The 26,167-nt window shown below is 63.5% G+C and carries 18 protein-coding genes; 10 read left to right on the top strand and 8 right to left on the bottom strand.

From position 1 onward, the window contains the following. The first annotated feature begins 103 nt into the window (after positions 1 to 103). Together rpoB and rpoC are read left to right on the top strand one after the other, a co-directional pair. Positions 104 to 4,243: a DNA-directed RNA polymerase subunit beta gene (rpoB, locus tag ABMA59_RS27230; RefSeq protein ID WP_349008513.1), complete on the top strand. Its 4,140-nt coding sequence runs from the start codon at positions 104 to 106 to the stop codon at positions 4,241 to 4,243. A 180-nt stretch (positions 4,244 to 4,423) separates the two neighbouring features. Further along, positions 4,424 to 8,620, top strand: a complete 4,197-nt coding sequence (rpoC, locus tag ABMA59_RS27225) for a DNA-directed RNA polymerase subunit beta' (protein ID WP_349008512.1) — start codon at positions 4,424 to 4,426, stop codon at positions 8,618 to 8,620. Between the two features lie 110 nt (positions 8,621 to 8,730). Here the strand turns inward: rpoC and ABMA59_RS27220 are convergent, their stop codons facing one another. Together ABMA59_RS27220 and ABMA59_RS27215 are read right to left on the bottom strand one after the other, a co-directional pair. Beyond that, a complete protein-coding gene (locus ABMA59_RS27220; protein ID WP_349008511.1) occupies positions 8,731 to 9,894 on the bottom strand; it encodes a trans-sulfuration enzyme family protein in 1,164 nt (387 codons plus the stop codon). Continuing rightward, positions 9,891 to 11,309 carry a pyridoxal-phosphate dependent enzyme gene (locus tag ABMA59_RS27215; protein ID WP_349008510.1) on the bottom strand — a complete coding sequence of 473 codons (1,419 nt, stop codon included), beginning with the start codon at positions 11,307 to 11,309 and terminating at the stop codon, positions 9,891 to 9,893. The genes ABMA59_RS27220 and ABMA59_RS27215 overlap by 4 nt, the downstream gene beginning before the upstream one ends. A 367-nt stretch (positions 11,310 to 11,676) precedes the next feature. Between ABMA59_RS27215 and tauA the strand changes: the two genes are divergently transcribed. The 6 genes from tauA (at position 11,677) to ABMA59_RS27185 (ending at position 16,632) form a co-directional block, all read left to right on the top strand. Next, positions 11,677 to 12,690 carry a taurine ABC transporter substrate-binding protein gene (tauA, locus tag ABMA59_RS27210; RefSeq protein WP_349008509.1) on the top strand — a complete coding sequence of 338 codons (1,014 nt, stop codon included), beginning with the start codon at positions 11,677 to 11,679 and terminating at the stop codon, positions 12,688 to 12,690. 97 nt (positions 12,691 to 12,787) lie between these two features. Beyond that, positions 12,788 to 13,561, top strand: coding sequence for a taurine ABC transporter ATP-binding protein (locus ABMA59_RS27205; protein ID WP_349008508.1), 774 nt, complete (start codon positions 12,788 to 12,790; stop codon positions 13,559 to 13,561). Between the two features lie 2 nt (positions 13,562 to 13,563). Next, the gene (locus tag ABMA59_RS27200; RefSeq protein WP_349008559.1) at positions 13,564 to 14,442 is read left to right on the top strand and encodes an ABC transporter permease subunit; all 879 of its coding nucleotides are present in this window, start codon (positions 13,564 to 13,566) and stop codon (positions 14,440 to 14,442) included. A gap of 506 nt (positions 14,443 to 14,948) precedes the next feature. After that, positions 14,949 to 15,278 (top strand): BRA0787 family protein, encoded by a 330-nt coding sequence (locus ABMA59_RS27195; RefSeq protein WP_349008507.1) that lies wholly within the window; start codon positions 14,949 to 14,951, stop codon positions 15,276 to 15,278. 113 nt (positions 15,279 to 15,391) lie between these two features. After that, a complete protein-coding gene (locus tag ABMA59_RS27190) occupies positions 15,392 to 15,541 on the top strand; it encodes a hypothetical protein (protein WP_349008506.1) in 150 nt (49 codons plus the stop codon). A 107-nt stretch (positions 15,542 to 15,648) separates the two neighbouring features. Next, the gene (locus ABMA59_RS27185) at positions 15,649 to 16,632 is read left to right on the top strand and encodes an LLM class flavin-dependent oxidoreductase (protein WP_349008505.1); all 984 of its coding nucleotides are present in this window, start codon (positions 15,649 to 15,651) and stop codon (positions 16,630 to 16,632) included. Positions 16,633 to 16,993: 361 nt separating this feature from the next. Here ABMA59_RS27185 and ABMA59_RS27180 read toward each other — a convergent pair whose 3' ends face one another. The 6 genes from ABMA59_RS27180 to ABMA59_RS27155 all read right to left on the bottom strand — a co-directional run bounded on the left by ABMA59_RS27180 (position 16,994) and on the right by ABMA59_RS27155 (position 23,782). Further along, positions 16,994 to 18,337, bottom strand: coding sequence for an FAD/NAD(P)-binding protein (locus ABMA59_RS27180; protein WP_349008504.1), 1,344 nt, complete (start codon positions 18,335 to 18,337; stop codon positions 16,994 to 16,996). A 307-nt stretch (positions 18,338 to 18,644) separates the two neighbouring features. Next, on the bottom strand, positions 18,645 to 19,094 hold the full coding sequence (locus tag ABMA59_RS27175) for an RrF2 family transcriptional regulator (RefSeq protein ID WP_349008503.1): 450 nt from the start codon (positions 19,092 to 19,094) through the stop codon (positions 18,645 to 18,647). Positions 19,095 to 19,793: 699 nt separating this feature from the next. Beyond that, entirely contained in the window at positions 19,794 to 20,810 is a 1,017-nt protein-coding gene (locus ABMA59_RS27170; RefSeq protein WP_349008502.1) for a sulfate/molybdate ABC transporter ATP-binding protein, read from the bottom strand. Further along, positions 20,807 to 21,685: a sulfate ABC transporter permease subunit CysW gene (gene cysW / locus ABMA59_RS27165; protein WP_349008501.1), complete on the bottom strand. Its 879-nt coding sequence runs from the start codon at positions 21,683 to 21,685 to the stop codon at positions 20,807 to 20,809. The genes ABMA59_RS27170 and cysW overlap by 4 nt, the downstream gene beginning before the upstream one ends. Before the next feature lies 1 nt (position 21,686). Next, positions 21,687 to 22,574, bottom strand: a complete 888-nt coding sequence (gene cysT, locus ABMA59_RS27160; protein WP_349008500.1) for a sulfate ABC transporter permease subunit CysT — start codon at positions 22,572 to 22,574, stop codon at positions 21,687 to 21,689. A gap of 212 nt (positions 22,575 to 22,786) precedes the next feature. Continuing rightward, on the bottom strand, positions 22,787 to 23,782 hold the full coding sequence (locus tag ABMA59_RS27155) for a sulfate ABC transporter substrate-binding protein (protein ID WP_349008499.1): 996 nt from the start codon (positions 23,780 to 23,782) through the stop codon (positions 22,787 to 22,789). Positions 23,783 to 24,171: 389 nt separating this feature from the next. On the opposite strand from ABMA59_RS27155, the gene ABMA59_RS27150 reads away from it, so the two are divergent. Together ABMA59_RS27150 and ABMA59_RS27145 are read left to right on the top strand one after the other, a co-directional pair. Then, positions 24,172 to 25,125, top strand: coding sequence for an aliphatic sulfonate ABC transporter substrate-binding protein (locus ABMA59_RS27150; protein ID WP_349008498.1), 954 nt, complete (start codon positions 24,172 to 24,174; stop codon positions 25,123 to 25,125). Positions 25,126 to 25,180: 55 nt separating this feature from the next. Continuing rightward, entirely contained in the window at positions 25,181 to 26,143 is a 963-nt protein-coding gene (locus tag ABMA59_RS27145; protein WP_349008497.1) for an aliphatic sulfonate ABC transporter substrate-binding protein, read from the top strand. Positions 26,144 to 26,167: the final 24 nt, after the last annotated feature.

Raw genomic sequence — 26,167 nt, 5'->3', positions numbered from 1 at the left:
CCGGAAACGGGTTTTCTCCCGTTTTAGGACTGACCCCGGCCCGCCGGGGTTCCATATGCAAGGCGTGCCGGTTGGACGCGCCCCAAGCGAGCAAGGAGCGACGATGGCCCAGACCGCGACATTCAATGGCCGCAGGCGCGTACGCAAGTTCTTCGGGAACATCCCCGAGGTTGCGGAGATGCCGAACCTGATCGAGGTGCAGAAGGCCTCCTACGACCAGTTTCTCATGGTCGACGAGCCGCAGGGCGGCCGTCCGGACGAGGGGCTGCAGGCCGTTTTCAAGTCGGTGTTCCCGATCTCTGATTTTTCCGGCGCATCGATGCTGGAGTTCGTGAAGTACGAGTTCGAAGGGCCGAAGTTCGACGTGGACGAGTGCCGGCAGCGTGACCTGACCTACGCCGCGCCGCTGAAGGTAACGCTGCGCCTGATCGTGTTCGATATCGACGAGGATACCGGCGCGAAGTCCATCAAGGACATCAAAGAGCAGGACGTCTACATGGGCGACATGCCGCTCATGACGCTGAACGGCACCTTCATTATCAACGGCACCGAGCGCGTCATCGTCTCGCAGATGCACCGTTCGCCGGGCGTCTTCTTCGACCATGACAAGGGCAAGTCGCATTCGTCGGGCAAGCTGCTGTTCGCCGCGCGCGTCATCCCGTATCGCGGCTCGTGGCTCGACATCGAGTTCGATTCCAAGGACGTCGTGCACGCCCGCATCGACCGCCGCCGCAAGCTGCCGGTGACGAGCCTGCTTATGGCGCTCGGCATGGACGGCGAGGAGATCCTGTCGACCTTCTACAACAAGATCACCTATCAGCGCTCCGGCGACCATTGGCGCATTCCGTACAATGTCGACCGCTTCCGCGGGCTGAAGGCGGTCAACGACCTGGTTGACGCCGATACCGGCGAAATCGTCGTCGAGGCTGGAAAGAAGATCACCGCGCGCCAGGCCCGCCAGCTTGCCGAGAAGGGTCTCAAGGCGATCAAGGCCACCGACGAGGACATTCTGGGCAGCTACCTCGCCGAGGACATCGTCAATTACCAGACTGGCGAGATCTATCTCGAGGCCGGCGACGAGATCGACGAGAAGACGCTGAAGGTGCTGCTGTCGACGGGCGAGGAAGAGTTCGCGATCCTCGACATCGACCACATCAACATCGGCGGCTACATCCGCAACACGCTCGCCGTCGACAAGAACGAGAGCCGCCAGGACGCGCTGTTCGACATCTACCGCGTCATGCGTCCCGGCGAGCCGCCGACGATCGACACGGCCGAAGCGATGTTCAACTCGCTGTTCTTCGATGCCGACCGTTACGATCTGTCGGCCGTCGGCCGCGTCAAGATGAACATGCGCCTCGATCTGAAGGCCGAGGACACCGTGCGCGTGCTGCGCAAGGAAGACATCATCGCGGTCGTCAAGACGCTGGTGGAACTGCGCGATGGCAAGGGTGAGATCGACGACATCGACAATCTCGGCAACCGCCGGGTGCGCTCGGTCGGCGAGCTCATGGAGAACCAGTACCGCGTCGGCCTGCTGCGCATGGAGCGCGCGATCAAGGAGCGCATGTCGTCGATCGAGATCGACACGGTCATGCCGCAGGATCTGATCAACGCCAAGCCGGCGGCCGCCGCCGTGCGCGAGTTCTTCGGCTCCTCGCAGCTCTCGCAGTTTATGGACCAGACCAACCCGCTGTCCGAGATCACCCACAAGCGCCGCCTGTCGGCGCTTGGACCGGGCGGCCTGACCCGCGAACGCGCCGGCTTCGAGGTGCGCGACGTTCACGTCACGCATTATGGCCGCATCTGCCCGATCGAGACGCCGGAAGGCCCGAACATCGGCCTGATCAACTCGCTGGCCACTTTCGCCCGCGTCAACAAGTACGGTTTCATCGAGAGCCCGTACCGCAAGATCGTCGACGGCAGGGTGACCTTGGACGTCGTATACCTGTCGGCGATGGAGGAGGCCAAGCACTACGTCGCGCAGGCCAACGCCGAGCTCGACAAGAACGGCTCGTTCACGGAAGAATTCGTTATCTGCCGTCATGCCGGCGAGGTGATGATGACGCCGCGCGAGAATGTCGACCTCATGGACGTCTCGCCGAAGCAGATGGTGTCGGTCGCCGCGGCGCTGATCCCGTTCCTGGAAAACGACGACGCCAACCGCGCTCTGATGGGCTCGAACATGCAGCGTCAGGCCGTGCCGCTGGTGCGTGCCGAGGCGCCTTTCGTCGGCACCGGCATGGAGCCGATCGTGGCGCGCGACTCCGGCGCCGCGATCGCCGCCCGCCGCACCGGCATCGTCGACCAGGTGGATGCGACCCGTATCGTTATCCGCGCAACCGAGGATCTGCAGGCCGGCAAGTCGGGCGTCGACATCTATCGGCTCATGAAGTTCCAGCGCTCGAACCAGAACACCTGCATCAACCAGCGCCCGCTGGTGAAGATGGGCGACCGGATCGAGAAGGGCGACATCATTGCCGACGGCCCGTCGACCGATCTGGGCGATCTGGCGCTCGGCCGCAACGTGCTCGTCGCGTTCATGCCGTGGAACGGCTACAACTACGAGGATTCGATCCTTCTCTCCGAGAAGATCGTGTCGGACGACGTCTTCACCTCGATCCATATCGAGGAGTTCGAGGTTATGGCCCGTGACACCAAGCTCGGGCCGGAAGAAATCACGCGCGACATTCCGAACGTTTCGGAAGAGGCGCTGAAGAACCTCGACGAAGCCGGCATCGTCTATATCGGCGCGGAAGTGCAGCCGGGCGACATCCTGGTCGGCAAGATCACACCGAAGGGCGAAAGCCCGATGACGCCGGAAGAGAAGCTTCTGCGCGCCATCTTCGGCGAGAAGGCTTCCGACGTTCGCGACACCTCAATGCGCATGCCTCCGGGCACCTACGGCACGGTCGTCGAGGTCCGCGTGTTCAACCGTCACGGCGTCGAGAAGGACGAACGCGCCATGGCGATCGAGCGCGAGGAAATCGAACGCCTTGCCAAGGACCGCGACGACGAGCAGGCCATTCTGGACCGCAACGTCTATTCGCGCCTCTCCGACATGCTCGTCGGCAAGGATGCGATTGCCGGCCCGAAGGGCTTCAAGAAGGGCACGACGCTCTCCAGGGAACTGCTGACCGAGTATCCTCGTTCGCAGTGGTGGCAGTTTGCCGTCGAGGACGAGCAGCTCCAGCCCGAGCTCGAGGCTCTGCGTGGCCAGTACGACGACTCCAAGAAGGCGCTCGAGCAGCGCTTCATGGATAAGGTCGAGAAGGTGCAGCGCGGCGACGAGATGCCTCCGGGCGTCATGAAGATGGTCAAGGTCTTCGTCGCCGTGAAGCGCAAGATGCAGCCCGGCGACAAGATGGCCGGCCGCCACGGCAACAAGGGCGTGGTCAGCCGCATCGTGCCGGTCGAGGATATGCCGTTCCTGGAGGACGGCACGCATGCCGACATCGTGCTCAACCCGCTCGGCGTGCCGAGCCGCATGAATGTCGGACAGATCCTCGAGACGCATCTTGGCTGGGCCTGCGCCGGAATGGGCCGTCGGATCGGCGATCTGCTCGAAGCCTACAAGTCTGGCGGCAACATCGAGCCGCTGCGCCAGACGATCGAGCAGATCATCCCGGACAACGACCGCAACGAGCCGGTGCGGCGCTTCGACGACGAGTCGATCGTGCGGCTGGGCGAGCAGATGAAGCGCGGCGTCTCGATCGCGACGCCGGTCTTCGACGGCGCGCACGAGGCCCACATCAACGAGATGCTCGAACAGGCTGGCTTGCACTCCAGCGGTCAGTCGACGCTCTATGACGGGCGCACCGGCGAGCCGTTCGACCGCAAGGTGACGATGGGCTACATCTACATGCTCAAGCTGCACCACCTGGTGGACGACAAGATCCACGCGCGTTCGATCGGCCCATATTCGCTGGTCACCCAGCAGCCGCTGGGCGGCAAGGCGCAGTTCGGCGGCCAGCGCTTCGGCGAGATGGAGGTGTGGGCGCTCGAGGCGTATGGCGCTGCCTATACGCTGCAGGAGATGCTGACGGTGAAGTCGGACGACGTGGCCGGCCGCACCAAGGTCTACGAAGCGATCGTCCGCGGCGACGACAGCTTCGAGGCCGGCATCCCGGAGAGCTTCAACGTGCTCGTCAAGGAAATGCGGTCGCTCGGCCTGAACGTCGAGCTGGAGAACACCGTTGTCGAGGACATGCCCGCGCCACGCATGCGCGACGCGGCCGAGTAACGGAACGGGTTTCGCCGCGGAGCATCCGGTTCCGCGGCGGGCCATCGAGACGGCCGGAGGTCCGGCCGGGAAGAATTGTCCGGTTGAGCGCGCGCGGTGGCGCCGTTCGAACGGACCGCAAGGGGCGATTTCGCCCGCACGGATTTTTAAAGGGATTTCGGTCCCGAGAAGGAGAACGGCATGAACCAAGAGGTCATGAATCTCTTCAACAACAACGTTCCGGCCCAGGTGTTCGATTCCATCAGGATATCGCTCGCCAGCCCGGACAAGATCCTGTCCTGGTCGTTCGGTGAGATCAAGAAGCCCGAGACGATCAACTACCGCACGTTCAAGCCAGAGCGCGACGGTCTGTTCTGCGCGCGCATCTTCGGCCCTATCAAGGACTACGAGTGCCTGTGCGGCAAGTACAAGCGCATGAAGTACAAGGGCGTCATCTGCGAGAAGTGCGGCGTGGAAGTCACGCTGTCGCGCGTGCGGCGCGAGCGCATGGGCCATATCGAGCTCGCCGCTCCCGTCGCCCATATCTGGTTCCTGAAGTCGCTTCCGTCGCGCATCGGCACGCTGCTCGACATGACGCTGAAGGACATCGAACGCGTCCTTTATTTCGAGAACTACATCGTCACCGAGCCTGGCCTTACTGCTCTGAAGGAGCATCAGCTCCTTTCGGAAGAGGAGTACATGATCGCCGTCGACGAGTATGGCGAGGATTCCTTCACCGCCATGATCGGCGCCGAGGCGATCCATGCGCTGCTGGCCGAGATGAAGCTCGATTCCATCGCGGGCGAGCTGCGCACCGAGCTTGCTTCGACGACTTCGGAGCTGAAGCAGAAGAAGCTCTTGAAGCGCCTGAAGGTGGTCGAGAATTTTCTGGAATCCGGCAACCGTCCGGAATGGATGATCATGAAGGTCATCCCGGTGATCCCGCCGGACCTGCGTCCGCTGGTGCCGCTGGATGGCGGCCGCTTCGCGACCTCGGACCTGAATGACCTCTACCGCCGCGTCATCAACCGCAACAACCGTTTGAAGCGGCTGATCGAGCTGCGCGCGCCGGGCATCATTATCCGCAACGAGAAGCGCATGCTGCAGGAGGCCGTCGACGCGCTGTTCGACAACGGCCGCCGCGGCCGCGTCATCACCGGCGCCAACAAGCGTCCGCTGAAGTCGCTGTCGGATATGCTCAAGGGCAAGCAGGGCCGATTCCGCCAGAACCTGCTCGGCAAGCGCGTCGACTATTCCGGCCGCTCGGTCATCGTGACCGGTCCGGAACTGAAGCTGCACCAATGCGGCCTGCCGAAGAAGATGGCGCTGGAGCTGTTCAAGCCGTTCATCTACGCCCGCCTCGACGCCAAGGGTTATTCTTCGACCGTCAAGCAGGCGAAGAAGCTGGTCGAGAAGGAAAAGCCGGAAGTCTGGGATATCCTCGACGAGGTTATCCGCGAGCATCCGGTTCTGCTTAACCGCGCGCCGACGCTGCACCGCCTCGGCATCCAGGCGTTCGAGCCCACCCTGATCGAAGGCAAGGCGATCCAGCTTCACCCGCTGGTCTGCACGGCCTTCAATGCCGACTTCGACGGCGACCAGATGGCGGTCCATGTGCCGCTGTCGCTGGAAGCGCAGCTCGAAGCCCGCGTGCTGATGATGTCGACCAACAACATCCTGCACCCGGCTTCCGGTGCGCCGATCATCGTGCCGTCGCAGGACATGGTTCTCGGTCTCTACTATCTCTCGATCGTCAACCAGAACGAGCCGGGCGAGGGGATGGTGTTCGCCGATATGGGCGAGTTGCAGCACGCGCTGGAAACCAGGGCGGTGACGCTGCACGCCAAGATCAAGGGCCGCTTCAAGACCGTCGACAAGGACGGCAAGCCCGTCTCGAAGATTTACGACACGACGCCCGGACGCATGATCATCGGCGAGCTTCTGCCGAAGAACGTCAACGTGCCCTACGAGACCGCCAACCAAGAGATGACCAAGAAGAACATCTCCAAGATGATCGACACCGTCTACCGCCACTGCGGCCAGAAGGAGACGGTCATCTTCTGCGACCGCATCATGCAGCTCGGCTTCGCCCATGCCTGCCGCGCCGGCATCTCGTTCGGCAAGGACGACATGGTCATTCCGGACACGAAGGCCGACCTCGTCGCCAAGACCGAGGCGCTCGCGAAGGAATACGAGCAGCAGTACAATGACGGCCTGATCACCCAGGGCGAGAAGTACAACAAGGTCGTCGACGCCTGGGCGAAGTGCTCGGAAAAGGTCGCCGAGGAGATGATGGGCCGCATCCGCGCGGTCGAGTTCAACGACAATGGCCGTCAGAAGCCGATGAACTCGATCTACATGATGAGCCACTCCGGCGCGCGCGGTTCGCCCACGCAAATGCGCCAGCTCGCCGGAATGCGCGGCCTGATGGCAAAGCCGTCGGGCGAAATCATCGAGACGCCGATCATCTCGAACTTCAAGGAAGGCCTGACAGTTCTCGAATACTTCAATTCGACCCACGGCGCCCGCAAGGGCCTCGCTGACACCGCGTTGAAGACCGCGAACTCGGGCTACCTGACCCGTCGTCTCGTCGACGTGGCGCAGGACTGCATCGTCAATGCGGTCGACTGCGGCACCGATAAAGGCCTGACCATGCAGCCGATCGTCGACGCCGGCCAGGTGGTCGCGACGCTCGGCCAGCGCATCCTCGGGCGCACCTCGCTCGACGACATCACGCATCCGGTCAGCGGCGATATGATCGTCAAGGCCGGGCGTTTGATGGACGAGCGCGACATCGAGCTGATCGAAAAGGCCGGCATCCAGTCGGTGCGCATCCGCTCGGCGCTGACCTGCGAGGTCAAGGTCGGCGTCTGCGCGGTCTGCTACGGACGCGATCTGGCCCGCGGCACGCCTGTCAACCAGGGCGAGGCCGTCGGCGTCATCGCGGCGCAGTCGATCGGCGAACCGGGCACGCAGCTCACCATGCGCACGTTCCACATGGGCGGCACGGCGCAGGTGGTCGACAGCTCGTTCCTCGAGGCTTCCTACGAAGGCACCGTGCAGATCCGCAACCGCAACGTGGTGCGCAACTCCGATGGCCAGTTGATGGCCATGGGCCGCAACATGGCGGTGCTGATCCTCGACGAGGCCGGCAAGGAACGCGCCACGCACCGCATCACCTACGGTTCCCGCCTCTATGTGGATGAGGGCGACAAGGTGAAGCGCGGCCAGCGTATCGCCGAGTGGGACCCCTACACCCGTCCGATCCTCACCGAGGTCGAGGGCAGGGTGACGTTCGAGGACCTGGTCGACGGCATCTCCGTGCAGGAAACGGCCGACGAATCGACCGGCATCACCAAGCGCGAGGTCATCGACTGGCGCTCGACGCCGCGCGGTTCGGACCTCAAGCCGGCGATCGTCATCCAGGACGCCCGCGGCAAGGTGGCAAAGCTGTCGAAGGGCGGCGATGCCCGCTTCCTGCTGTCGGTCGAGGCGATCCTATCGGTCGAACCGGGTTCGATGGTCAGGCCGGGCGACGTGCTGGCGCGTATTCCGATGGAGTCTGCCAAGACCAAGGACATCACCGGCGGTCTGCCGCGTGTGGCCGAGCTGTTCGAGGCACGCCGTCCGAAGGATCACGCCATCATCGCCGAGATCGACGGCACGATCCGCTTCGGACGCGACTACAAGAACAAGCGCCGAATCATCATCGAGCCGCATGATTCGACGCTGGAGCCGGTCGAGTATCTCATCCCGAAGGGCAAGCCGTTCCATCTCCAGGACGGCGACGCCATCGAGAAGGGCGACTACGTCATGGACGGCAACCCGGCGCCGCACGACATCCTGGCGATCAAGGGCGTGGAGGCGCTTGCTTCCTACCTCGTCAACGAAATCCAGGAAGTCTACCGGTTGCAGGGCGTGTCGATCAACGACAAGCATATCGAGGTGATCGTTCGCCAGATGCTGCAGAAGATCGAGATCACCGCGCAGGGCGACTCGACCTACATCCCAGGCGATCATGTCGACTCGATCGAACTCGATGAGATCAACGAGCGCCTGATCGAGGAAGGCAAGAAGCCTGCCGAAGGTCAGCCGGTGCTGCTCGGCATCACCAAGGCCTCGCTGCAGACGCCGTCCTTCATCTCGGCTGCGTCCTTCCAGGAGACCACGCGCGTGCTCACCGAGGCGGCCGTCGCCGGCAAGGTCGACACGCTGCAGGGCCTGAAGGAAAACGTCATCGTCGGCCGTCTGATCCCGGCCGGCACCGGCGGCACGATGAGCCAGATCCGGCGCATCGCCACGTCGCGCGACGAACTCATCCTCGATGAGCGCCGCAAGGCGTCCGGTGCGGAAGTCGCCACGCCGATGCTGACGGAAATGACCAACGCCGCCGAGTAAGGCGCGGCGTTCACGACAAACGAAAAGGCCGCCGGGGCAACCCGGCGGCCTTTTTGCATGGATATCAAGTGCTTGGCTGCGCGCGCCCGGCCTGCGAGCAACGCGGACTGCTATGTCCTCAGCGCCTGCTCCAGATCGGCGATCAGGTCGTCGCCGTCCTCGATTCCGGCGGACAGCCGCACAAGCGAATCCGAGATGCCGATCGCTGCGCGCTGCTCGGGCGGGATCGAGCCGTGGGTCATGAGGGCAGGGTGCTCGATCAGGCTTTCGACGCCGCCGAGGCTTTCGGCCAGCGTGAACAGTTGGGTGCGCTCCAGGAACCGTTTCGTGCCGGCGAGGTCGCGGTCGAGCTCGACCGAGATCATGCCGCCGAAAGCAAACATCTGCCGCCTGGCTATTTCATATTGGGGGTGGCTGGCGAGACCGGGATAGATGACGCGGCGCACGTCCTTTCGTCCCTCAAGCCATTGCGCGATCTTCAGGCCGTTCGTGGAGTGCCGCTCCAGACGCAGCGCCAGCGTCTTCAGGCCGCGCAGCGCAAGAAAACTGTCGAACGGACCGGAGATGGCGCCGACGGCGTTTTGCAGAAATTTCAGCCGATCGGCGAGGTCGCGGTTGTCGCCGACCACAGCCACGCCGCCGACCATGTCGGAATGGCCGTTCAGATATTTTGTCGTCGAGTGCACGACGATGTCGATGCCGAGTTCCAGGGGTCGCTGGATATAGGGGCTGCAAAACGTGTTGTCGGTAGCTGACAGCAAGCCATGTCGGTTGGCCAGCGCCGCAACACCTTCGAGGTCTACGATCTTGAGCAGCGGGTTGGTGGGCGTTTCGCACCACAGGAGTTTCGTCTCCGGCCGGATGGCGGCTTCAATGGCCGCGAGATCGGTGAAGTCGACGAAGTCGACCTTTAGCCCGGCCGTGCGTTTGCGCACCCGCTCCAGCAAGCGAAACGTGCCGCCATAGATGTCATCGGTTGCGACGATGTGGGCACCGTTGTCGAGCAATTCGAACACCGTGGCGATCGCCGCCAGCCCCGAGGCGAAGGCGAAGGCGGCTGTACCGCTTTCCAGATCGGCGACGGCACGCTCGAAGGCGAAGCGCGTCGGGTTCTGGCTGCGGGCATACTCGAAACCCTTGTGCACGCCGGGGCTCTGCTGGCCGTAGGTGGAGGTGGCGTAGATCGGCACCATGACGGCGCCGGTCGTTGGATCATGGCTCTGGCCGCCATGGATGGTGCGGGTGGAAAAGGCCAGGCGGTTCTTGCCGGTCATCGGTTGCGCCTCAGATGGTTGATCAGGTCGACCCTTGTGATCAGGCCGAAGAATTCGTCGCCGTCGAAGACGATGGCGACCTCGTTGCGCTCGAACACCGGGAGCAGCGCATCCAGCGTCTGGGTGGTCTGCAGCGTGTGCAGGTCGGCGGTCATAGCGGAGCGCACCGGCGCGTTGAACCGGTCCCAGCGGCCGTCATAGGGGCCTTCCAGCACCGCCAGTATGTCGCTTTCGTCGACGATGCCGATCAGCTTGCCGTTCTCCAGCACAGGCAATTGCGAGACGTCGCCACGGCGCATGCGGCCATAGGCGGTGAGCAGCGTGTCGTCCGGCCCGACCAGCACGGTACCGCCCTCGCGATGCGAGCGGGCGACGAGGTCGCGCAGGTCGCCATGCTGCTCGCGCTCGGCAAGCCCTTGTTCGGCAAGCCAGAAATCGTCGAAGACTTTCGACAGATATTTGTTGCCGCTGTCGCAGACGAAGGTGACGACGCGCTTCGCCACGGTCTGCTCGCGGCAATAGCGTAGAGCCGCCGACAGCAGCGTGCCCGACGACGATCCGGCGAGGATGCCCTCGCGAGACAGCAGGTCGCGCACGGCCAGCATGCTCTGTTTGTCGGTGACGGAGTAAGCCTTCTTTACGAGAGAAAGGTCGGCATTGGGCGGAATAAAATCCTCGCCGATGCCTTCCACCGTCCAGCTTCCAGCCTCTCCCAGTTTGCCGGTCTTGACGTAAGGCGCCAGTACGGAACCCACTGGATCGGCCAGCACCATCTCCGTCTTCGGGGACACTTGCGCAAAGTAACGCCCAAGTCCGGTCAGCGTGCCGCCTGAGCCGACGCCGACAACCACCGCGTCAACATCGCCGCCAAGCTGGTCCCATATCTCCGGTCCGGTCGTCGTCTCATGCGCCACCGGGTTGGCCGGGTTGGCGAATTGGTTGACGTAGAAGGCGCCTGGGATGCCGGCGGCGATTTTTTCGGCCATATCCTGGTAATATTCGGGATGGCCTTTGCCCACGTCCGAACGGGTCATGCGCACCTCGGCGCCGAGCGCGCGCAGATGCTGGATCTTTTCGCGGGACATCTTGTCGGGAACGACGAGGATGATGCGGTAGCCTTTCGGGATGCCCACCTGGGCGAGGCCAAGGCCGGTATTGCCCGCGGTGGCTTCGACAATCGTGCCGCCTGACGCCAGCTTGCCGCTGCGCTCGGCATCGGCAATCATCGACAGCGCGATGCGGTCCTTGATCGAACCGCCCGGATTCTGGCTTTCCAGCTTGATGAACAGCCGGCATTTGCCGGTGTCGAAGCGTGTCAGCTCGACCACCGGCGTATCGCCGATCAGGTCGAGCACCGAGCGATAGGGCAGCCGCAGCCGGCTCTTTCCATCGTACCGCGGCGTTTGGTTGCTCATTCCGGGCCTCCCTAATCCGATCGACCTGCCGCGGCATCCCGCGGCTCATGGTGTAGCAGCAAACGCGCCGTCCCGGCATCCCGTTGCTGACGTTCTCTTCTCACGGCCATGTGGAACTGCCGAAGGTAAATTCCTCCATTTATGGCGGGTATTCAGGAATCGGTTTGCGCGAGCCGCAGGCGTAAGCAGCGTTTGCCTGTCCACCTTCGGGAACATCCTCGCCGGACGGAGGGACTTCGCGTTTCGATGAAACGATAAAGGAAATTTTCCCGATGTGCAGGCAAAGTTGGAATAGATTAACTCTACAGATTTTGTAGGAAAAAGCAGGATCAAAGGGCATTCCGTTCAAGCAACAGGAAACACGCCCATGAGCACGATCACCCGCCGGACGCTGCTTGCAGCGGCAACGGCATTTTCCGCGCTGGCCTTGCTGGGTCCAGCAGGCGCCGAGGACCTGAAAGTCACCGTCGGATTCCAGACCGTCGTCGAGCCCTCCAAGGTGCCGCAGGCTGACGGCGACTATGAAAAGGCGCTCGGCGCCGCCATCGACTGGCGCAAGTTCGATTCGGGTGCCGACGTCATCGCGGCGGTTGCCTCGGGCTCCGTCGACATCGGCTATGTCGGCTCCAGCCCGCTGGCCGCAGCGGCGAGCCGCGACCTGCCGATCGAGACCATCTTCATCGTCGGCCTGATCGGCGAATCGGAAGCGCTCGTCGCCCGCAATGGCGCGAGTGTCGAAAAGGTCGCCGACCTTGCCGGCAAGAAGGTCGCGGTGCCGTTCGTGTCGACCACCCATTACAGCCTTCTGGCCGCGCTGAAGCATGAAGGCGTCGATCCCAAGGCGGTAGAGATCCTGAACCTGCGTCCGCCGGAGATCGCGGCGGCGTGGGAACGCGGCGACATCGACGCGGCCTATGTGTGGGACCCGGCGCTCGGCCAGATCAAAACCAGGGGCAAGATCATTGTCGATTCCGCTGAAGTGGCGGAGTGGGGCGCTCCGACCTTCGACGCCTGGATCGTCCGCACCGATTTCGCCACCGCGCATCCGGAGGCGGTCCGCGATTTCGTCAAGGTGACGGGCGCGGCCTATGACGCCTTCCTCGCCAATCCCGAGGCCTGGAATACGTCGTCGGCCGAGGCCGGAAAGATCGCCAAGCTCACCGGCGCCAAACTTGACGATATTCCGCTGCTGCTCAAGGGTTATGTTTTCCCGCCGCTCGCCGACCAGCCGTCGGAAAAACTCCTCGGCGGCGCGACCGTCAAGGCGATCGCCGCCACGTCCGAGTTCCTCAAGGAACAGGGCAAGATCGACGCGGTGCTGCCCGATTACGGCAAGTACGTGTCGGCGAAATACGTCACCGAGGCGCTTGCCTCGAACTAGCACCAACCGCGCGCGCATCCTCCCAAATGGCGCGACCTGCGCCCGTCCTGGCATTTTTTCGGCCGGGGCGGGCAGGGCGGAGGCAAAGTGGAATGACATGACGAAACTGACACTGGCCAAGGTCGGCGTCCGCTATGACCGGCAGGTGCAGCCCGCCGTGGTGGACGCTTCCATCGCTGTGGCTTCGGGCGAGTTCGTGGTATTGACCGGCAGGTCGGGCTGCGGAAAGACGACCCTGCTCAACGTGGCGGCCGGCCTGGTCGCACCGACGTTCGGCAGCGCGTCAGTGGACGGACGGCCGATCGACGGCCCCGGAGCCGACCGCGCCGTGGTGTTCCAGAACGACGCCCTGTTTCCATGGCTCAGCGCTCGCGAAAATGTCGGCTTCGCGCAAAAAATGCGTTGCGTGGAGGAGCGCGAGCGCCACCAAAAGAGCGACGAACTGCTGCGGCAGGTCAAGCTGGAAGGCTATGGCGGCAAAGCGATCTGGGAACTGTCCGGCGGAATGCGCCAGCGCGTGGGCCTTGCCCGGGCGTTGGCCGCCGAACCGGATTTCCTTTTGATGGACGAACCGCTGGGAGCGCTCGACGCACTGACGCGGGAACGAATGCAGACGTTACTGCTCGACATCTGGTCGGTGCGGTCGACCGGCGTGCTGATGGTCACGCACGGCATCGAGGAAGCGCTGTTCCTCGGAACGCGCATCGTGGTCATGGCACCCGGTCCGGGCCGGGTCGTCCGGCAGATCGACGCGGGCTTCGGACGGCGCTACGCGGGTGGCGAACCTGCCCGATCGATCAAGGCGGATCCCGATTTTGTCGCGGCTCGGGCGGAACTCGCCGACGCGATATTCGACGGAGAATTTGCTTGAGCATGAGCGCGGGCACGGATGCGTCGTTGACCGACATCGGGGCAGGCAAACCCGCTGCATTATCTCCTTTGCAAGCCGATCCGGTATCAGCGCCGGGCATCGGACAGCGCCGGCGCGGGTGGACGGCGCGTCAGATCAGTCTGCTCACCGTCGCCACGCTCGTCGCGGCATGGGCGGCGGCGGCTTATCTGCAACTGGTCTCGCCGGTGTTCTTGCCTTCGCCGCTCGAGGTCGCGACGAAGTTCGTCACTGTGGCGCGCCACGGTTTCGTCGATGCGACCCTCGCGGCTCATCTGGCAGCAAGCCTCGGGCGGGTTTTCGCCGCGCTGGCCGCGGCACTCGCTGTCGGCGTCCCGGTGGGTATCGCGATCGGCACAAGCACGGTGGGGCGCGGCATATTCGACCCGCTGCTCGAATTTTTGCGGCCGATCCCGCCTCTGGCCTATCTGCCGCTGATCATCATCTGGTTCGGCATCGGCGAGCCGTCGAAGGTGCTGGTCATCGCTATCGCCATGCTGGCGCCGATCGCGCTTTCGACGGCGGCCGGCGTGCGCGGCGTCAGCCGCGAGCGGGTGAACGCGGCGCGCACGCTGGGTGCAAGCAGGAGCCAAGTGATCCGCCACGTCGTGTTGCCCAGCGCACTGCCGTCGATCCTGACCGGCCTGCGCATCGCGCTCGGCGCCGGCTGGACGACGCTGGTGGCAGCCGAACTGATCGCGGCGACACGGGGGCTGGGCTTCATGATCCAGTCGGCCGCGCAGTTCCTGGTCACCGATGTCGTGATCATGGGCATCTTCGTCATCGCGGGCGTGGCGTTCATCCTTGAATTCGGGATTCGGCGCATCGAGGCCGTGCTCGTTCCCTGGGCCGGACGCGACTAGTGATTTGCCTCTCCTTAAGTCCGATATTCACGCGCCAGCCGGCTGAGCCGGCGCGGAAACGGCATGCTGCGGACGGCTAAACCCTTGTTCCGATTCAATATTCTACAAAACTTGTAGACATTGGTTGACATCGTGAAATGTCGAGTCATACTTCGTGACGGAAGTGCCGTTCTGCCAACCATCCATCCCGCAACCGCTTGATGAGGAGTTGACGATGACACCGACCAGCCAGAGCCCACTCAGGTCCTTGTTGGACAAACTGCGGGCAGCTCTTTTTCCTGAACCCGGACCGCGGCGGGCCGGCGAAGCAGGAGACAAGGACGACGGTGATCATCGCCGTCTGTCACGCGATGAAAGCTTCTATTGGGGCTTTTGCATGAACGGCCACTGGTAAGGCCGTTCTGATTTCCGCAGGCAACAACCTTTTGCGGGCAGGGGCGTTATCCATGACCGGAAGGTCGTGTGATCCCAATCGTGATTGCGAAAAATCGAGCGAGGAGAATACCATGACCCGAGTTCTTCCCCCTTTGCATGAAGGACATGCCCCGATTTTCCTGCATCAGGCGTTCCAAGAGGCGCTCGACGCCTATGAGGAATGGGGCCTCACCCATGACGAACCGGCTGTGGAGTTCGAGGGCAGAGCCGTTCCCATAAGCTCGGTTTTCGGCCGTATGCGCACCTGCACCGATATGATCCCCTCGCGAACGCTCGACGCTGTGAGGGAGGTTTTGGGCAAGCGCGCTTCCGACCTGGCCGACGATGCGGTTTATGCCGAGGCGGCGTTCCTGATGCGTGCGATCTGCGTCGAGCGCCTGCGGGGAGAAGCAAGGGCTTAAAATGATGTTCCGTTTTTTCGCCACTGTGAGTACAGAATGCTCAAAAGTGGCGAAAATTCGGAATCGACAAATTCTACCAATTTCATAGACTAACAATGAAAGAGGAGGCTGCCATGGCGAACATCCAACATATCGGCGGAACCCAGACGGCACCCCGCACCGCAGCGTCGCGCCACGGCGCGGTGGCATCCCTGGCAGCACATGCCGTCTTCATCGCGGCGGTAGCCTTCGCCGCTGCCCTGGTGCTCGGCCTCGTTCCCTGAGCCGGGTCTGGTCCGAAATCCCGCATCCCGAGCCTTTTGAGGGGTTGGTTCGCAGTTCTTCAGCGTGTCGTGCGTCGCCAAGGCGTTGAAATGACGAGGAACTTTCCATGCATATTGAGTTCACGCACGTTCCCGGTCCTTGTCTTGCCGAAACCGGCGAGGCCGCGACGCCGTTCTTTTTCGATCTTGGTGAGGCCGGGCAGCGGTTGGCGACGATCGAGCGCGCCGGCTTCGACCGGGTGGTGATCGATGACGCGGCCGGCTTGCTGACAAATATGGACCTAGCCGCCCAGGCCATGCGGGCCACCGGCGCGCTGGATATTTCGCTCACGCATTGGGCCGGCGGGATCGAACCGACCGTCGCGGCGCGGCAATTGGCGATGCTCGACACGTTCAGCCGCGGCCGGCTGTCGATCCGAATGATAATCACGCCGCATGGCGGGGCGGCCAGCGAGCCCGCCAGTCACGTCGAAATTCTGCAAAGGACCGACGAGTATCTGGTGCTGTTGAAGCGGCTTTGGTCGAACGACAGGCCGTTCGACCATGAAGGGCCGGCCTACAGCCTGCGCAATGGATATGTCGCGCGAAAAGGACCGCGCGGCGCCGGAATTCCGTTTCGGATGAATGGGTTGTCCGGTACTGCTTTCCGCGTTGCCGGACGCCATGCCGATGTGTTTGAACTGCCCTTCGCGACACCGGACCATATCAGACATGTCGTCCAGCGGGTCTGCCAGGCGGCAACGGAGTACGGGCGGGCCGGTCGGCCGAAGTTCGCCCTGCCGCTGCGCTTTGACGATATTTCGCGGCAAAGAAGCGATGCGGGCAGGACGAGCGATCTCGGTGAGGCGATCCGCACCGGTTCGCCGGAACATTTAGCGCTGGCGCTGCTGCCATATGTTTCCATCGGTGTCAGCGAATTCATGATCGGCGGCATGAACGAGCATGAGGCGATAGCCGACTTCGGTGAACGGGTCATTCCAATCGTCAGGAACTCGGCCGCTAGACGGGACCGGGCGGAAGCGGTCTGGCCGCAGACGGCTGAAACCGCCCCGGCTTGGCCGGTAAGCGAGCTTGGAACCGCAAGGCACTGATATTTCAGGTTTTTGTTTCGCCAATGAGGTTCCGCTACGCAGTAGAATTTGCCTGGTGTGCCTCGCCGTCAAGTCCGGAATATTCATTGAATTCATGGACTTGTCTTGAAGAAGGACGGACGCGACGCACTTTGCGCTGACGCGGGCCTCTGGCGGACTTGCCCTGACGCCGTTTTCAGCCGCTTGCAACGCGCCGGCTCAGCCCTTTTCCAGCCAGCGACCTGACGTACGGAGTGCACTACGACAGTCCCGCGATTTCGAACGCGACCGTCCCGGAGGGAAGTTCGAGGGGCGCACCAAAATGACGATGAAAGCGCCTATTGGAATAGCGCCGGCTTGACCTAGCGTTCGACCAACACCGTCATTCGCCCACTAGCACTTTCGCCAGCCGGGCGCATTGAGAGCGGATGTCGGGGATGGCCTCGATCTCGAAGAAGGTGCCTCGGGTCAGCGGACCGACCGCGTAGAGTTTCGCGGAAGCAGCGTTGTTCTCGCCGATGACGGCGCAGTTTTCGGTGACGTCCAGCCCGAGCCGCAGCGGATCGGGACGGGCCAGGCCGCGGTCGATCAGGTCGCGGATAACGGCGATCGAACCGACCGAAAGATCTTTTGTGATGCCGGTGCAATCGTAGACGCGGTCGACGACCAGCGTCTCCGGTGTTTTGGAATGGCGATGCAGGAGCCGGACCGCGATGCCGTCGCCCTGTTCGCTCATGTCCTCGACGCGCGCGGCGAACAGCCGGATGCGGCCTGCTTCCACGGCCTTGGTCAGCCGTTCGTGGATGGATGGGGCCATGCGGTGGCGATGGATATCCCACCAGGCTTTTGTATGCTCGACGAAGCGGCGTTTGGCGGAGGCAGGCCAGCTTTGCCAGATGCGCTGGTTGAAGGGGCGCAGACCATCCAGCACGTCGCGCCAGTCGCCGCCGGCCTTTTGCGTGGCGCGGATAAGGTCGCGTAGCCAGCCGACGAAATAGGACAGTTCGGTGCCCAGCGGAACGTCGGCGATGTCGAGCCGGATCGGCTTGCCCCTGCGGTGGGTGGATGGCATCAGGCCGCGCCGCGACACGACAACGATCTCGCCACGATGGCCGCGATGCTCCAGCGTCAGCCAGGCGTCGACCATGCTTAGCCCCGTACCGAGGATCATGACCCGCGCTTGCGCTTCGAGGGGTGTATCGGCCGCTGAATCTATGCGAACGGTGAGCGGATGTTCGGGCGAAGGCTCTTCGTCATGGCCGACCGCCAGCACGACGGCATGGCAGGCGATGCTGGTGCCGTTCGCCAGCTTGACGTCGACGCCGGACGATGTCGGTGTCACGCCGAGGCAGGTCTCGCGCACAAGGCGCAGCCGTCCGGTGGCGCATTCGCGGTCCAGATTGTCCTGGAGCAGTTCTTCGAGGTAGCGCCCGTAGACGGCGCGTGGCAGGTACACGGCCGGATTGCCGTCGGTGACGACGCCCGTCACCTGCGCCCAGCGCCAGAAATGCTCGGGATCGTCGGCATAACCGCTCATGCCCATCGCGCTGACATTGAGCACATGGTCGGGCAGGGCGGTCGAATAGGCGCGGCCGCGGCCGAAGGCCGACGCCTTTTCGATCAGGGTGACGCGCAGGTCGGGGTTTTCCGATTTGAGCAGATGCGCGGCAAGCAGGACGCCGCTGGCGCCGGCCCCGATGATGGCAATGGAGGAGCGGGCGGTCATGCGGAGGTCTTGGGTGCGGAGTGGGATGCGGCTGCCGTTTCGATGGACGCGGGAAGGGCAACAATTGTCGACCGTCTGTCCTGCCGCTCACTTGCCTTCCGGCGTCCTCTCCCTGTGAAGAACGGGAAGAGGAGAGCACACGTCACCACGTTCGCCAGAGTCTGGATGTGGCGTTTGGCGAAAGCGGCTGCGATGATGTCCTTCTCCCCGTTCTTCACGGGGAGAAGGTGCCGGAAGGCGAATGAGCGGCAGCGCGAACAGCCAAGGCCAAAAAATGCCTGTCCCGTCGACCGCGGAGAAAAACCGCTTAGGCGTGATATTTCAACAGGGCGGCGACGTCGTCGTTGGCTGCGTCGCGCATCTCGGCGAGGCTGCGATTGTCCAGCACATTGGCGATGGCGTGGCGAACCTCCAGCATCATGTGCCGGACCTGACAGGTCGCCTCGTCGCAATCCTCGCAGCGCTGGTATTGCGTGTGGCTGGCACACGGGATCGGCGCCAGCGGGCCGTCCAGCACGCGCACGACGTGGCCGATCTTGATCTCCGACGGCGACCGCGACAGGCGGTAACCGCCGTCCTTGCCCTTGCGGCTCTGGACGAAGCCGGCGTTGCGCAACTCGCCGAGGATTGCATCCAAGAATTTCTTTGGGATGTTGTTCGTCGTGGCGATGTCGTTGACGAATGCCAGTTGGCCCTCGGGCATCTGCGACAAGTGGACCAGAGCCTTCAGCCCGTACTTGCCTTTTTTGGTGAGCATCGTCGAAAACTGTCTTTGTGTTGCCTGAGGAAGAAACCGACCGCCCCGGATACCCGATCGATGATCCACATCCGACACGGATAAATTCCAGTGAATCTATAAACAAGTGCAAATGCGTTGATTTTTCGTCATTTTCGCGACCTGCGGCAGAAAATGGACGCTGCGGAAGGTAACTTTCTAGCAAAGGCTGTCTCATAGGCGTGAACAAACCGGCTGAAGCTATGAGCAAAGTCTATAGAAAAGATAGGATTTAGGGAAGCAGCAGCGTGCCGCCTGTCGCACCATCCCGACGATGCGGCGGCGTCGGCTTTCCCCGCACGGATTGCGCCTGCCTTCCTCGGCCACCGCGTGGACTTTGTGAGTTTGTTTCTGCGTCCTTGAAGCAGTTCGCCGCCGTTACGGCATGGATCCCAGGGTCTCCGCAGTCCGCTCCGCTCCTGCTCCGCCCTAGGATGACGAATTGACGGGGGTTTCCGCCAATCACCAGCGTCGGCGGCGAGCGGCGGAACCTCTGCGTTCGTCATCCTAGAGCTGAGCAGGAGCGGAGCGGGTGCGGAGCCCCTAGGAACCATGCCGTACACGTGACCACGTGCTCCGGCGGGGCAGGATGCCCATAACCGACACAGATCCAAGTGCACGGGTCGCCAGGTTCAACGACACCAAGCGCGAGAGGCTACGCCTTCGGTGTGCGCCAGCGCATCAAGCCGCAAAAACCTTCATCCGCACGATGCGCAGAAAACCCTGGTCGCCGGCGCGCACGATTGTTTCCGGCGGCACGTCGAGTTCGATCGTCTCGCCGGATGATGTACGCACTGCGAGGCGGCGGCCGTCCGGGCGGTCGATGACACGAAGAACTGAGGCCGGAATGCCGCTTTCGCGCGACCATTCGAGGTCGCCGGGGCGGGCGTAGACGTCGGCCGCGCCGTCCGGGCAGCCGGCTGCGTCGAGCTTGATGCCGCCGATCGAGGCGACGCCGTTTTTCACGCTGCCGGGCAAGCGGTTGGTGTCGCCGAGGAATTTCATGACGAAGGCGGAGGAAGGATTGCGGCAGACCTCTTCAGGCGTTCCCTGCTGCACGATCCTGCCTTCGTTGAGGATGACGACACGGTCGGCAAGGTCGAGCGCCTCTTCCTGATCGTGGGTGACGAAGAGCGTGGTGATGCCGAGTTCGGCATGGATCTCGCGCAGCCAGCGGCGCAGGTCGCGCCGGACATTGGCATCCAGCGCGCCGAAAGGCTCGTCGAGCAGCAGCACTTTCGGGTCGACCGCCAATGCCCGTGCGAGCGCCACGCGCTGGCGCTGGCCGCCGGATATCTGCGTGGGAAAGCGCTCACCTAGCCCTTCAAGGCGCACGAGGCGGAGCAGGTCGGCGACCCGCGCGGAAACCTCGGCGGGCGAGCGGCGCACCTTCGACACCTTCATGCCGAAGGCGATGTTTTCGGCAACCGTCATATGCGGGAACAGCGCGTAGTGCTGGAAGACGAAACCGACGCCGCGGTCGCGCACGGGAATGTCGGTCGCGTCCTGGTCGCCGAAATGGATCTGGCCGCCATCGGCGTATTCGAGGCCGGCGACCATGCGCAGGATCGTGGTCTTGCCCGAGCCGGAGGGGCCGAGCAGGGCAAGCAGTTCGCCGCTCTCGATGTCGAGCGACACGCCATGCACCGCGCGGAACGTGTCGAATGTCTTCACGACCTTGTCGAGACGGATCTTCATGCGGATTTTCCAGTGGGCGCGGCGAGCGCCGGGCGACGGGCACGACCGGCGCCCTGGCGTTCAAGCAGGACCTTGGCGACGATGGTGACGAGGGCGAGCACGGTGAGGATGGAGGCGGCGGCGAACGCGCCGGCCGTCTGGTAGTCGTGGTAGAGCAGCTCGATATGCAGCGGCAGCGTGTTGGTCTGGCCGCGAATGTTGCCGGACACGACGGAGACCGCCCCGAATTCGCCCATGACGCGGGCGTTGCACAGCACCACGCCGTAAAGCAGCGCCCAGCGGATGTTGGGCAGCGTGACGGAGAAGAAGGTGCGCCAGCCAGACGCGCCGAGCGAGGTGGCGGCCTCCTCGAGGTCGCGGCCCTGCGCCTGCATCAGCGGCACCAGCTCGCGCACCACGAAGGGCGCGGTGACGAACATGGAGGCCAGCACGATGCCCGGCAGGGCAAAGAGGATCTTGATGTCCCAGGCGTCGAGCAGCGGGCCGAACAGGCCTTGCAGGCCGTAGACGAACAGATAGGCGACGCCGGCGACGATGGGCGAGATCGAGAACGGGATTTCGATGACGACCAGCAGGAAGCGGCGGCCCCAAAAGTCGAATTTGGTGATCGCCCAGGCGGCGGCGATGCCGAAGACGGTGTTGACCGGCACGGCAATCAGCGCCGTGACGACCGTCAGCATGATGGCATGGCGCGTGTCGGGTTCGCCGATGGTTTTCAGAAAACCGTCGAGACCGAGCGAAGCGGCCTGCGCGAAGATGACGAGCAGCGGCGCCAGGATGAGCAACGCGCCCACGATCAGCACGAAGCCGATCAGCGTGCGGCGCACCGCGGGACTGTCGCCGACGCGGGGAGGGCGTCTCTTTGCCGGCTGCATGTCAGTTCCTCACCGTGTATCGCAGGGCGCGGGCCTGCAGCAGGTTGGTGAAGGCCAGCATGAGGAAGGCGGTGATGAGCAACACCGAGGCAATAGCGGCGGCTGCCTGGTAGTCATATTCCTCCAGCCGGATGAAGGCGAGCAGCGCGGTGATCTCGGTCGACATCGGCTGGTTGCCGGCGATGAAGATGATGGCGCCGAATTCTCCAAGGCTGCGGGCGAAGGACAACGACAGGCCGGCAAGCAACGCTGGCATCAGCAGCGGCAGGATGACGCGCAGAAAAATCGAGCCGTCGGAGCCGCCGAGCGTCTGGGCCGCCTCCTCCAGCGTCGGATCGAGGTCCTCCAGCACCGGCTGCACCGTGCGCACGATGAAGGGCAGGCTGGTGAAGGACATGGCGACCATGATGCCGAGCGGCGCGTAAGCGACCTTTATGCCGGCCTCGCCGAGGATCGCGCCGAACCAGCCATTGGGCGCGAACAGTGTAGTCAGCGCGATGCCGGCGACTGCCGTCGGCAGCGCGAAAGGCAGGTCGACGATGGCGTCCACCAGCCGTTTGCCGGGGAAGGAATAGCGCACCAGCACCCATGCCAGCGCCAGGCCGAACACGAGGTTGAAGCCGGTGGCGGCGAGCGCCGAGAGCACGGTGACGCGGTAGCTGGCGACGGCGCGCGCCGAGGAAACGATGCGCCAGTAATCTTCCGGGCCGAGGCTGGCGGCCTTGAAGACAAGCGCGCCGAGCGGCAGCACGACGATCAGGCCGACATAGAACAGCGTGATGCCGAGGGAGAGTGGCAGGCCGGGGAGCACGCGGCGGCGCTTCTTACCCTCCCCCTTGTGGGGAGGGTCGCTCCGCGCAGCGGAGCGGGGTGGGGGTGAAGGTTCCATACTTACGACCCCCACCCCGTCTCGCAAGCCTCGCGTTGCTCGGCGTGCTCGCCGACCCTCCCCACAAGGGGGAGGGTGACGCCGGGGAGATGTCCGGCAGGACGGAGGGGGGTGTGAAGAAGCGCGGGCATCAACAACATCGGGCAAAGAAAAACGAAAAACCGGCGGGTCCAAAAGACCCGCCGGCCATCAAGCCGAATCGCGGCGTCAGGTCAACGCTCGCCGTAGATCTGGTCGAGCAGGCCGCCGGATGCAAAATGCTCCTTCTGGACCGCCGGCCAGCCGCCAAATACGTCCTCGACGGTGACCAGGCGCACGTTCGGGAACTTGTCCTTGAACTCGGCCGCGACCGCCTCGTCATGGATGCGGTTGCCGTTCTCGGCGGAAATTTTCTGGCCCTCGGGCGTGTAGAGGAAGTCGAGATAGGCTTTCGCCAGGTCGCGCGAGCCATGCTTGTCGACGACCTTGTCGACGATGGCGACCGGGAATTCCGCCAGCAGGCTGACCGAGGGTGTGACCTGCTCGAACTTGTCCTCGCCGAACTCCTTGCGGATACCGGACGTCTCGGATTCGAAGGTGATCAGCACGTCGCCGATCTCGCGCTCGACAAAGGTAGTGGTCGCCGCGCGGCCGCCGGTGTCGAACACCGGGACGTTGTCGAAGAGTTTTGTGACGAATGTCTTCACCTTCTCCTCGTCGCCCTTGAAGGCTTCGCGGGCATAGGCGGTGGCGGCGAGATAGGTGTAGCGGGCGTTTCCAGATGTTTTCGGGTTGGGGAAGATCACCTTCACGTCGTCGCGGACGAGGTCGTTCCAGTCCTTGATACCCTTCGGATTGCCGGCACGCACCAGGAAGGAGGGCAGCGAATAGAAGGGAGAGGACTTGTTGGCGAATTCGCCCTGCCAGTCGTCGGAGACGAAACCGTTCTTCACCAGGAAGTCGATGTCGGTGACCTGGTTGAAGGTGACGACGTCGGCCTCCAGACCCTCGACGATGGCGCGCGCCTGCTTCGAGGTGCCGGCATGCGACTGGTCGATGGTGACGTCCTTGCCGGTGTCGGTCTTGTATTTCGGGATGAAGGCGGCGTTGACGTCCTCGAAAAGCTCGCGCGCCACGTCGTAGGAGGCGTTGAGCAGCTTGTCCTCAGCGTTTGCCGGGCCGATGCCGAGCGCGGCCAAGGCGGCGCCGATGAGCAGCAGGCGTTTCATGAAAGGTCTCCCCAAGGGTGTTGTCATATCGTTTGGCAAAATAGCGGGCAGCCGCCCGTCATGAGAGAGACGGCGCGCCTTGCCCGGATAAGAATTTAGAAAATCCATCCCATGATCACGGATATATGGGAAAATAGCACCCGCTGAACGCCTTGGATGCGGACGAGCGTAAAACGTTTCACGACAGACACCGACACGGCAACGCGTCTGTGCCTCTGCTGCGCGGTCAGCCCAGTTGACACAGGAAAGCTCCCCGGCGCGCAAAAGGCTTCTCTGTCCAAGTCAAATTTCGGAATAATTTAGCTCTATAGATTTGGTAGAATTACCTAGCATGACCTTATTCGATTAGGCCGCGGCGGGACGAACTGCTGCGCGAAACGGAGGGGTCAATGTTCTCAATCACACGGCGTGTCTTTTCGGCTGGCCTTGTGGCGGCCACTGTTCTGGCTGGTGGCGCGGCACTGGCAGCCGACCTCAAGGAACTCAAGATCGGGTACCAGAAGACTGGCCTGCCGGTCATCGCCCGCCAGCGGCAACTGATCGAGAAGGCGCTGGAGCCGCGGGGCATCGCCGTGTCGTGGGTGGAATTCACCGCCGGTCCGCCGCTGGTCGAGGCGCTGAATGTCGGCGCGATAAATGTCGGATGGACCGGCGACGCGCCGCCGATCTTCGGCCAGTCGGCGGGATCGGCGATCGTCTATGTTGCGGCCCTCCCTGGCAATGTCGCCGGCGAGGCGCTCGTCGCCAAGGCTGAATCCGGCATCAAGTCGGTCGCGGATCTGAAAGGCAAGAAGGTGGGGGTCGGCAAGGGCACGAGCGCCCATAACCTGCTGATCGCCGCGCTCGAGAAGAACGGACTTGCCTTTGACCAGATCGAGCCGGTCTATCTGGCGCCGGCCGACGCGGCGGCGGCGTTTGCCAGCGACAAGGTCGATGCCTGGTCGATCTGGGATCCCTTCCTCGCCATCGCCGAGACCCGCTACACGCCCACCGTGCTGGTGCGCTCGCCCGAGGTGCTGAAGGTCAACACCTATTTCCTCGCCAACCGCGACTTCGCCCAGGAGAACCCGGCTGTCGTCACAACCGTGGTCGGCGCGCTGAAGGTCGCCGCGGAATGGGCCGACGCCAACCGCGACAAGGTGGCCGCCGCCCTGCACGAGGTGACCGGCGTGCCTCTGGAGGCCCAGACGCTGGCAGCGAACCGCGCGGAGTTCGGCATTTTTCCGATTACCGACGAGATCATCGCCAACCAGCAGGCGACCGCCGACCGGTTTTACAAGCTCGGCCTGATCCCCAGCGCGATCGAGATCGCCGACGCGGTGTGGACTCCGCCCGGCAACTGATCGGCCTTCGACGCAGGCCCGTTGTCCCGGAAAATTCTTCTCCAAAGGCAAGACCATGCTCAACAGACGTTTTTTGCTTTCCGGTTTCCTGGGCGCGGCGCTGCTGGCGCCCGGCCTGTCGCTTTTGCCTACCAAGGCCGCCGGTGCGCCAAAGGAGTTTCGCATCGGCTACCAGAAGAGCAGCAGCCTGCTCGTCGCTGCCCGCCAGCAGAAGGTCTTCGAGACCAGGCTGAAGGCGCTCGGAGTCGAGGAGGTCAAGTGGGTCGAGTTCCAGTTCGGCCCGCCGCTGCTGGAGGCGCTGGGCGCCGGCGCCGTGGATTTCGGCGTGACCGGCGATACGCCGCCGATCCTTGCGCAATCGGCCGGCGCGCAGCTGGTCTATGCGGCAAGCTCGCCAGCCGTGCAGAACGCCATCCTGGTGCCGAACGGCTCGCCGATCCAGTCGGTCACCGATCTCAAGGGCAAGAAGGTGGCGTTCGGAAAGGGCTGCAGCTCGCATAATTTCACCGTGCAGGCGCTGAAGCAGGCAGGCCTCGCCTATTCCGACATCGTGCCGGCGTTTCTCGCGCCCGCCGATGCGGTGGCGGCGTTCACCACCGGTAGTGTCGACGCCTGGGCGGTATGGGACCCGTATTTCGCCATCGCCGAGGCCAAGCACAATGCGCGGCCGCTGGTGACCACGGCGGATGGCCTGGACAGCAATTCGTTCTATCTTGCCAGCAAGGCGTTTTCGCAAGCGCATCCCGACGTGCTGAAGGCGGCCGTCGAGGAATTGTCGGGTGTCGCCCGCTGGGCGGCGGAGCACAAGGATGAACTGGCCAGCATCTCGTCCGAAGCGACCGGCATCGACCTTGCCGCGCAGAAGGCAGCGATCGACCGCTACCGGATCGAGGTGGGTCCGCTCTCCGACGCGGTGGTGGCGCAGCAGCAGGCGATTGCCGACACATTCCTCGAATTGAAGCTGATCCCCAACAAGATCAACGTGCGCGAGATCGTTTGGGCAGCGCCAATCAACTGACCGCTTCGGCCCGACAGCGCCCGC

The sequence above is a fragment of the Mesorhizobium yinganensis genome (genome assembly GCF_040081985.1).
GTDB classification, from domain to species: domain Bacteria; phylum Pseudomonadota; class Alphaproteobacteria; order Rhizobiales; family Rhizobiaceae; genus Kumtagia; species Kumtagia yinganensis.
This window is presented reverse-complemented; position numbering and strand designations above follow the sequence as displayed.

Coding starts and splice junctions, on each gene's coding strand:
- rpoB (WP_349008513.1), top strand. CDS start 104: ATGGCCCAGACCGCGACATTCAATGGCCGCAGGCGCGTACGCAAGTTC.
- rpoC (WP_349008512.1), top strand. CDS start 4,424: ATGAACCAAGAGGTCATGAATCTCTTCAACAACAACGTTCCGGCCCAG.
- ABMA59_RS27220 (WP_349008511.1), bottom strand. CDS start 9,894: ATGACCGGCAAGAACCGCCTGGCCTTTTCCACCCGCACCATCCATGGC.
- ABMA59_RS27215 (WP_349008510.1), bottom strand. CDS start 11,309: ATGAGCAACCAAACGCCGCGGTACGATGGAAAGAGCCGGCTGCGGCTG.
- tauA (WP_349008509.1), top strand. CDS start 11,677: ATGAGCACGATCACCCGCCGGACGCTGCTTGCAGCGGCAACGGCATTT.
- ABMA59_RS27205 (WP_349008508.1), top strand. CDS start 12,788: ATGACGAAACTGACACTGGCCAAGGTCGGCGTCCGCTATGACCGGCAG.
- ABMA59_RS27200 (WP_349008559.1), top strand. CDS start 13,564: ATGAGCGCGGGCACGGATGCGTCGTTGACCGACATCGGGGCAGGCAAA.
- ABMA59_RS27195 (WP_349008507.1), top strand. CDS start 14,949: ATGACCCGAGTTCTTCCCCCTTTGCATGAAGGACATGCCCCGATTTTC.
- ABMA59_RS27190 (WP_349008506.1), top strand. CDS start 15,392: ATGGCGAACATCCAACATATCGGCGGAACCCAGACGGCACCCCGCACC.
- ABMA59_RS27185 (WP_349008505.1), top strand. CDS start 15,649: ATGCATATTGAGTTCACGCACGTTCCCGGTCCTTGTCTTGCCGAAACC.
- ABMA59_RS27180 (WP_349008504.1), bottom strand. CDS start 18,337: ATGACCGCCCGCTCCTCCATTGCCATCATCGGGGCCGGCGCCAGCGGC.
- ABMA59_RS27175 (WP_349008503.1), bottom strand. CDS start 19,094: ATGCTCACCAAAAAAGGCAAGTACGGGCTGAAGGCTCTGGTCCACTTG.
- ABMA59_RS27170 (WP_349008502.1), bottom strand. CDS start 20,810: ATGAAGATCCGTCTCGACAAGGTCGTGAAGACATTCGACACGTTCCGC.
- cysW (WP_349008501.1), bottom strand. CDS start 21,685: ATGCAGCCGGCAAAGAGACGCCCTCCCCGCGTCGGCGACAGTCCCGCG.
- cysT (WP_349008500.1), bottom strand. CDS start 22,574: ATGGAACCTTCACCCCCACCCCGCTCCGCTGCGCGGAGCGACCCTCCC.
- ABMA59_RS27155 (WP_349008499.1), bottom strand. CDS start 23,782: ATGAAACGCCTGCTGCTCATCGGCGCCGCCTTGGCCGCGCTCGGCATC.
- ABMA59_RS27150 (WP_349008498.1), top strand. CDS start 24,172: ATGTTCTCAATCACACGGCGTGTCTTTTCGGCTGGCCTTGTGGCGGCC.
- ABMA59_RS27145 (WP_349008497.1), top strand. CDS start 25,181: ATGCTCAACAGACGTTTTTTGCTTTCCGGTTTCCTGGGCGCGGCGCTG.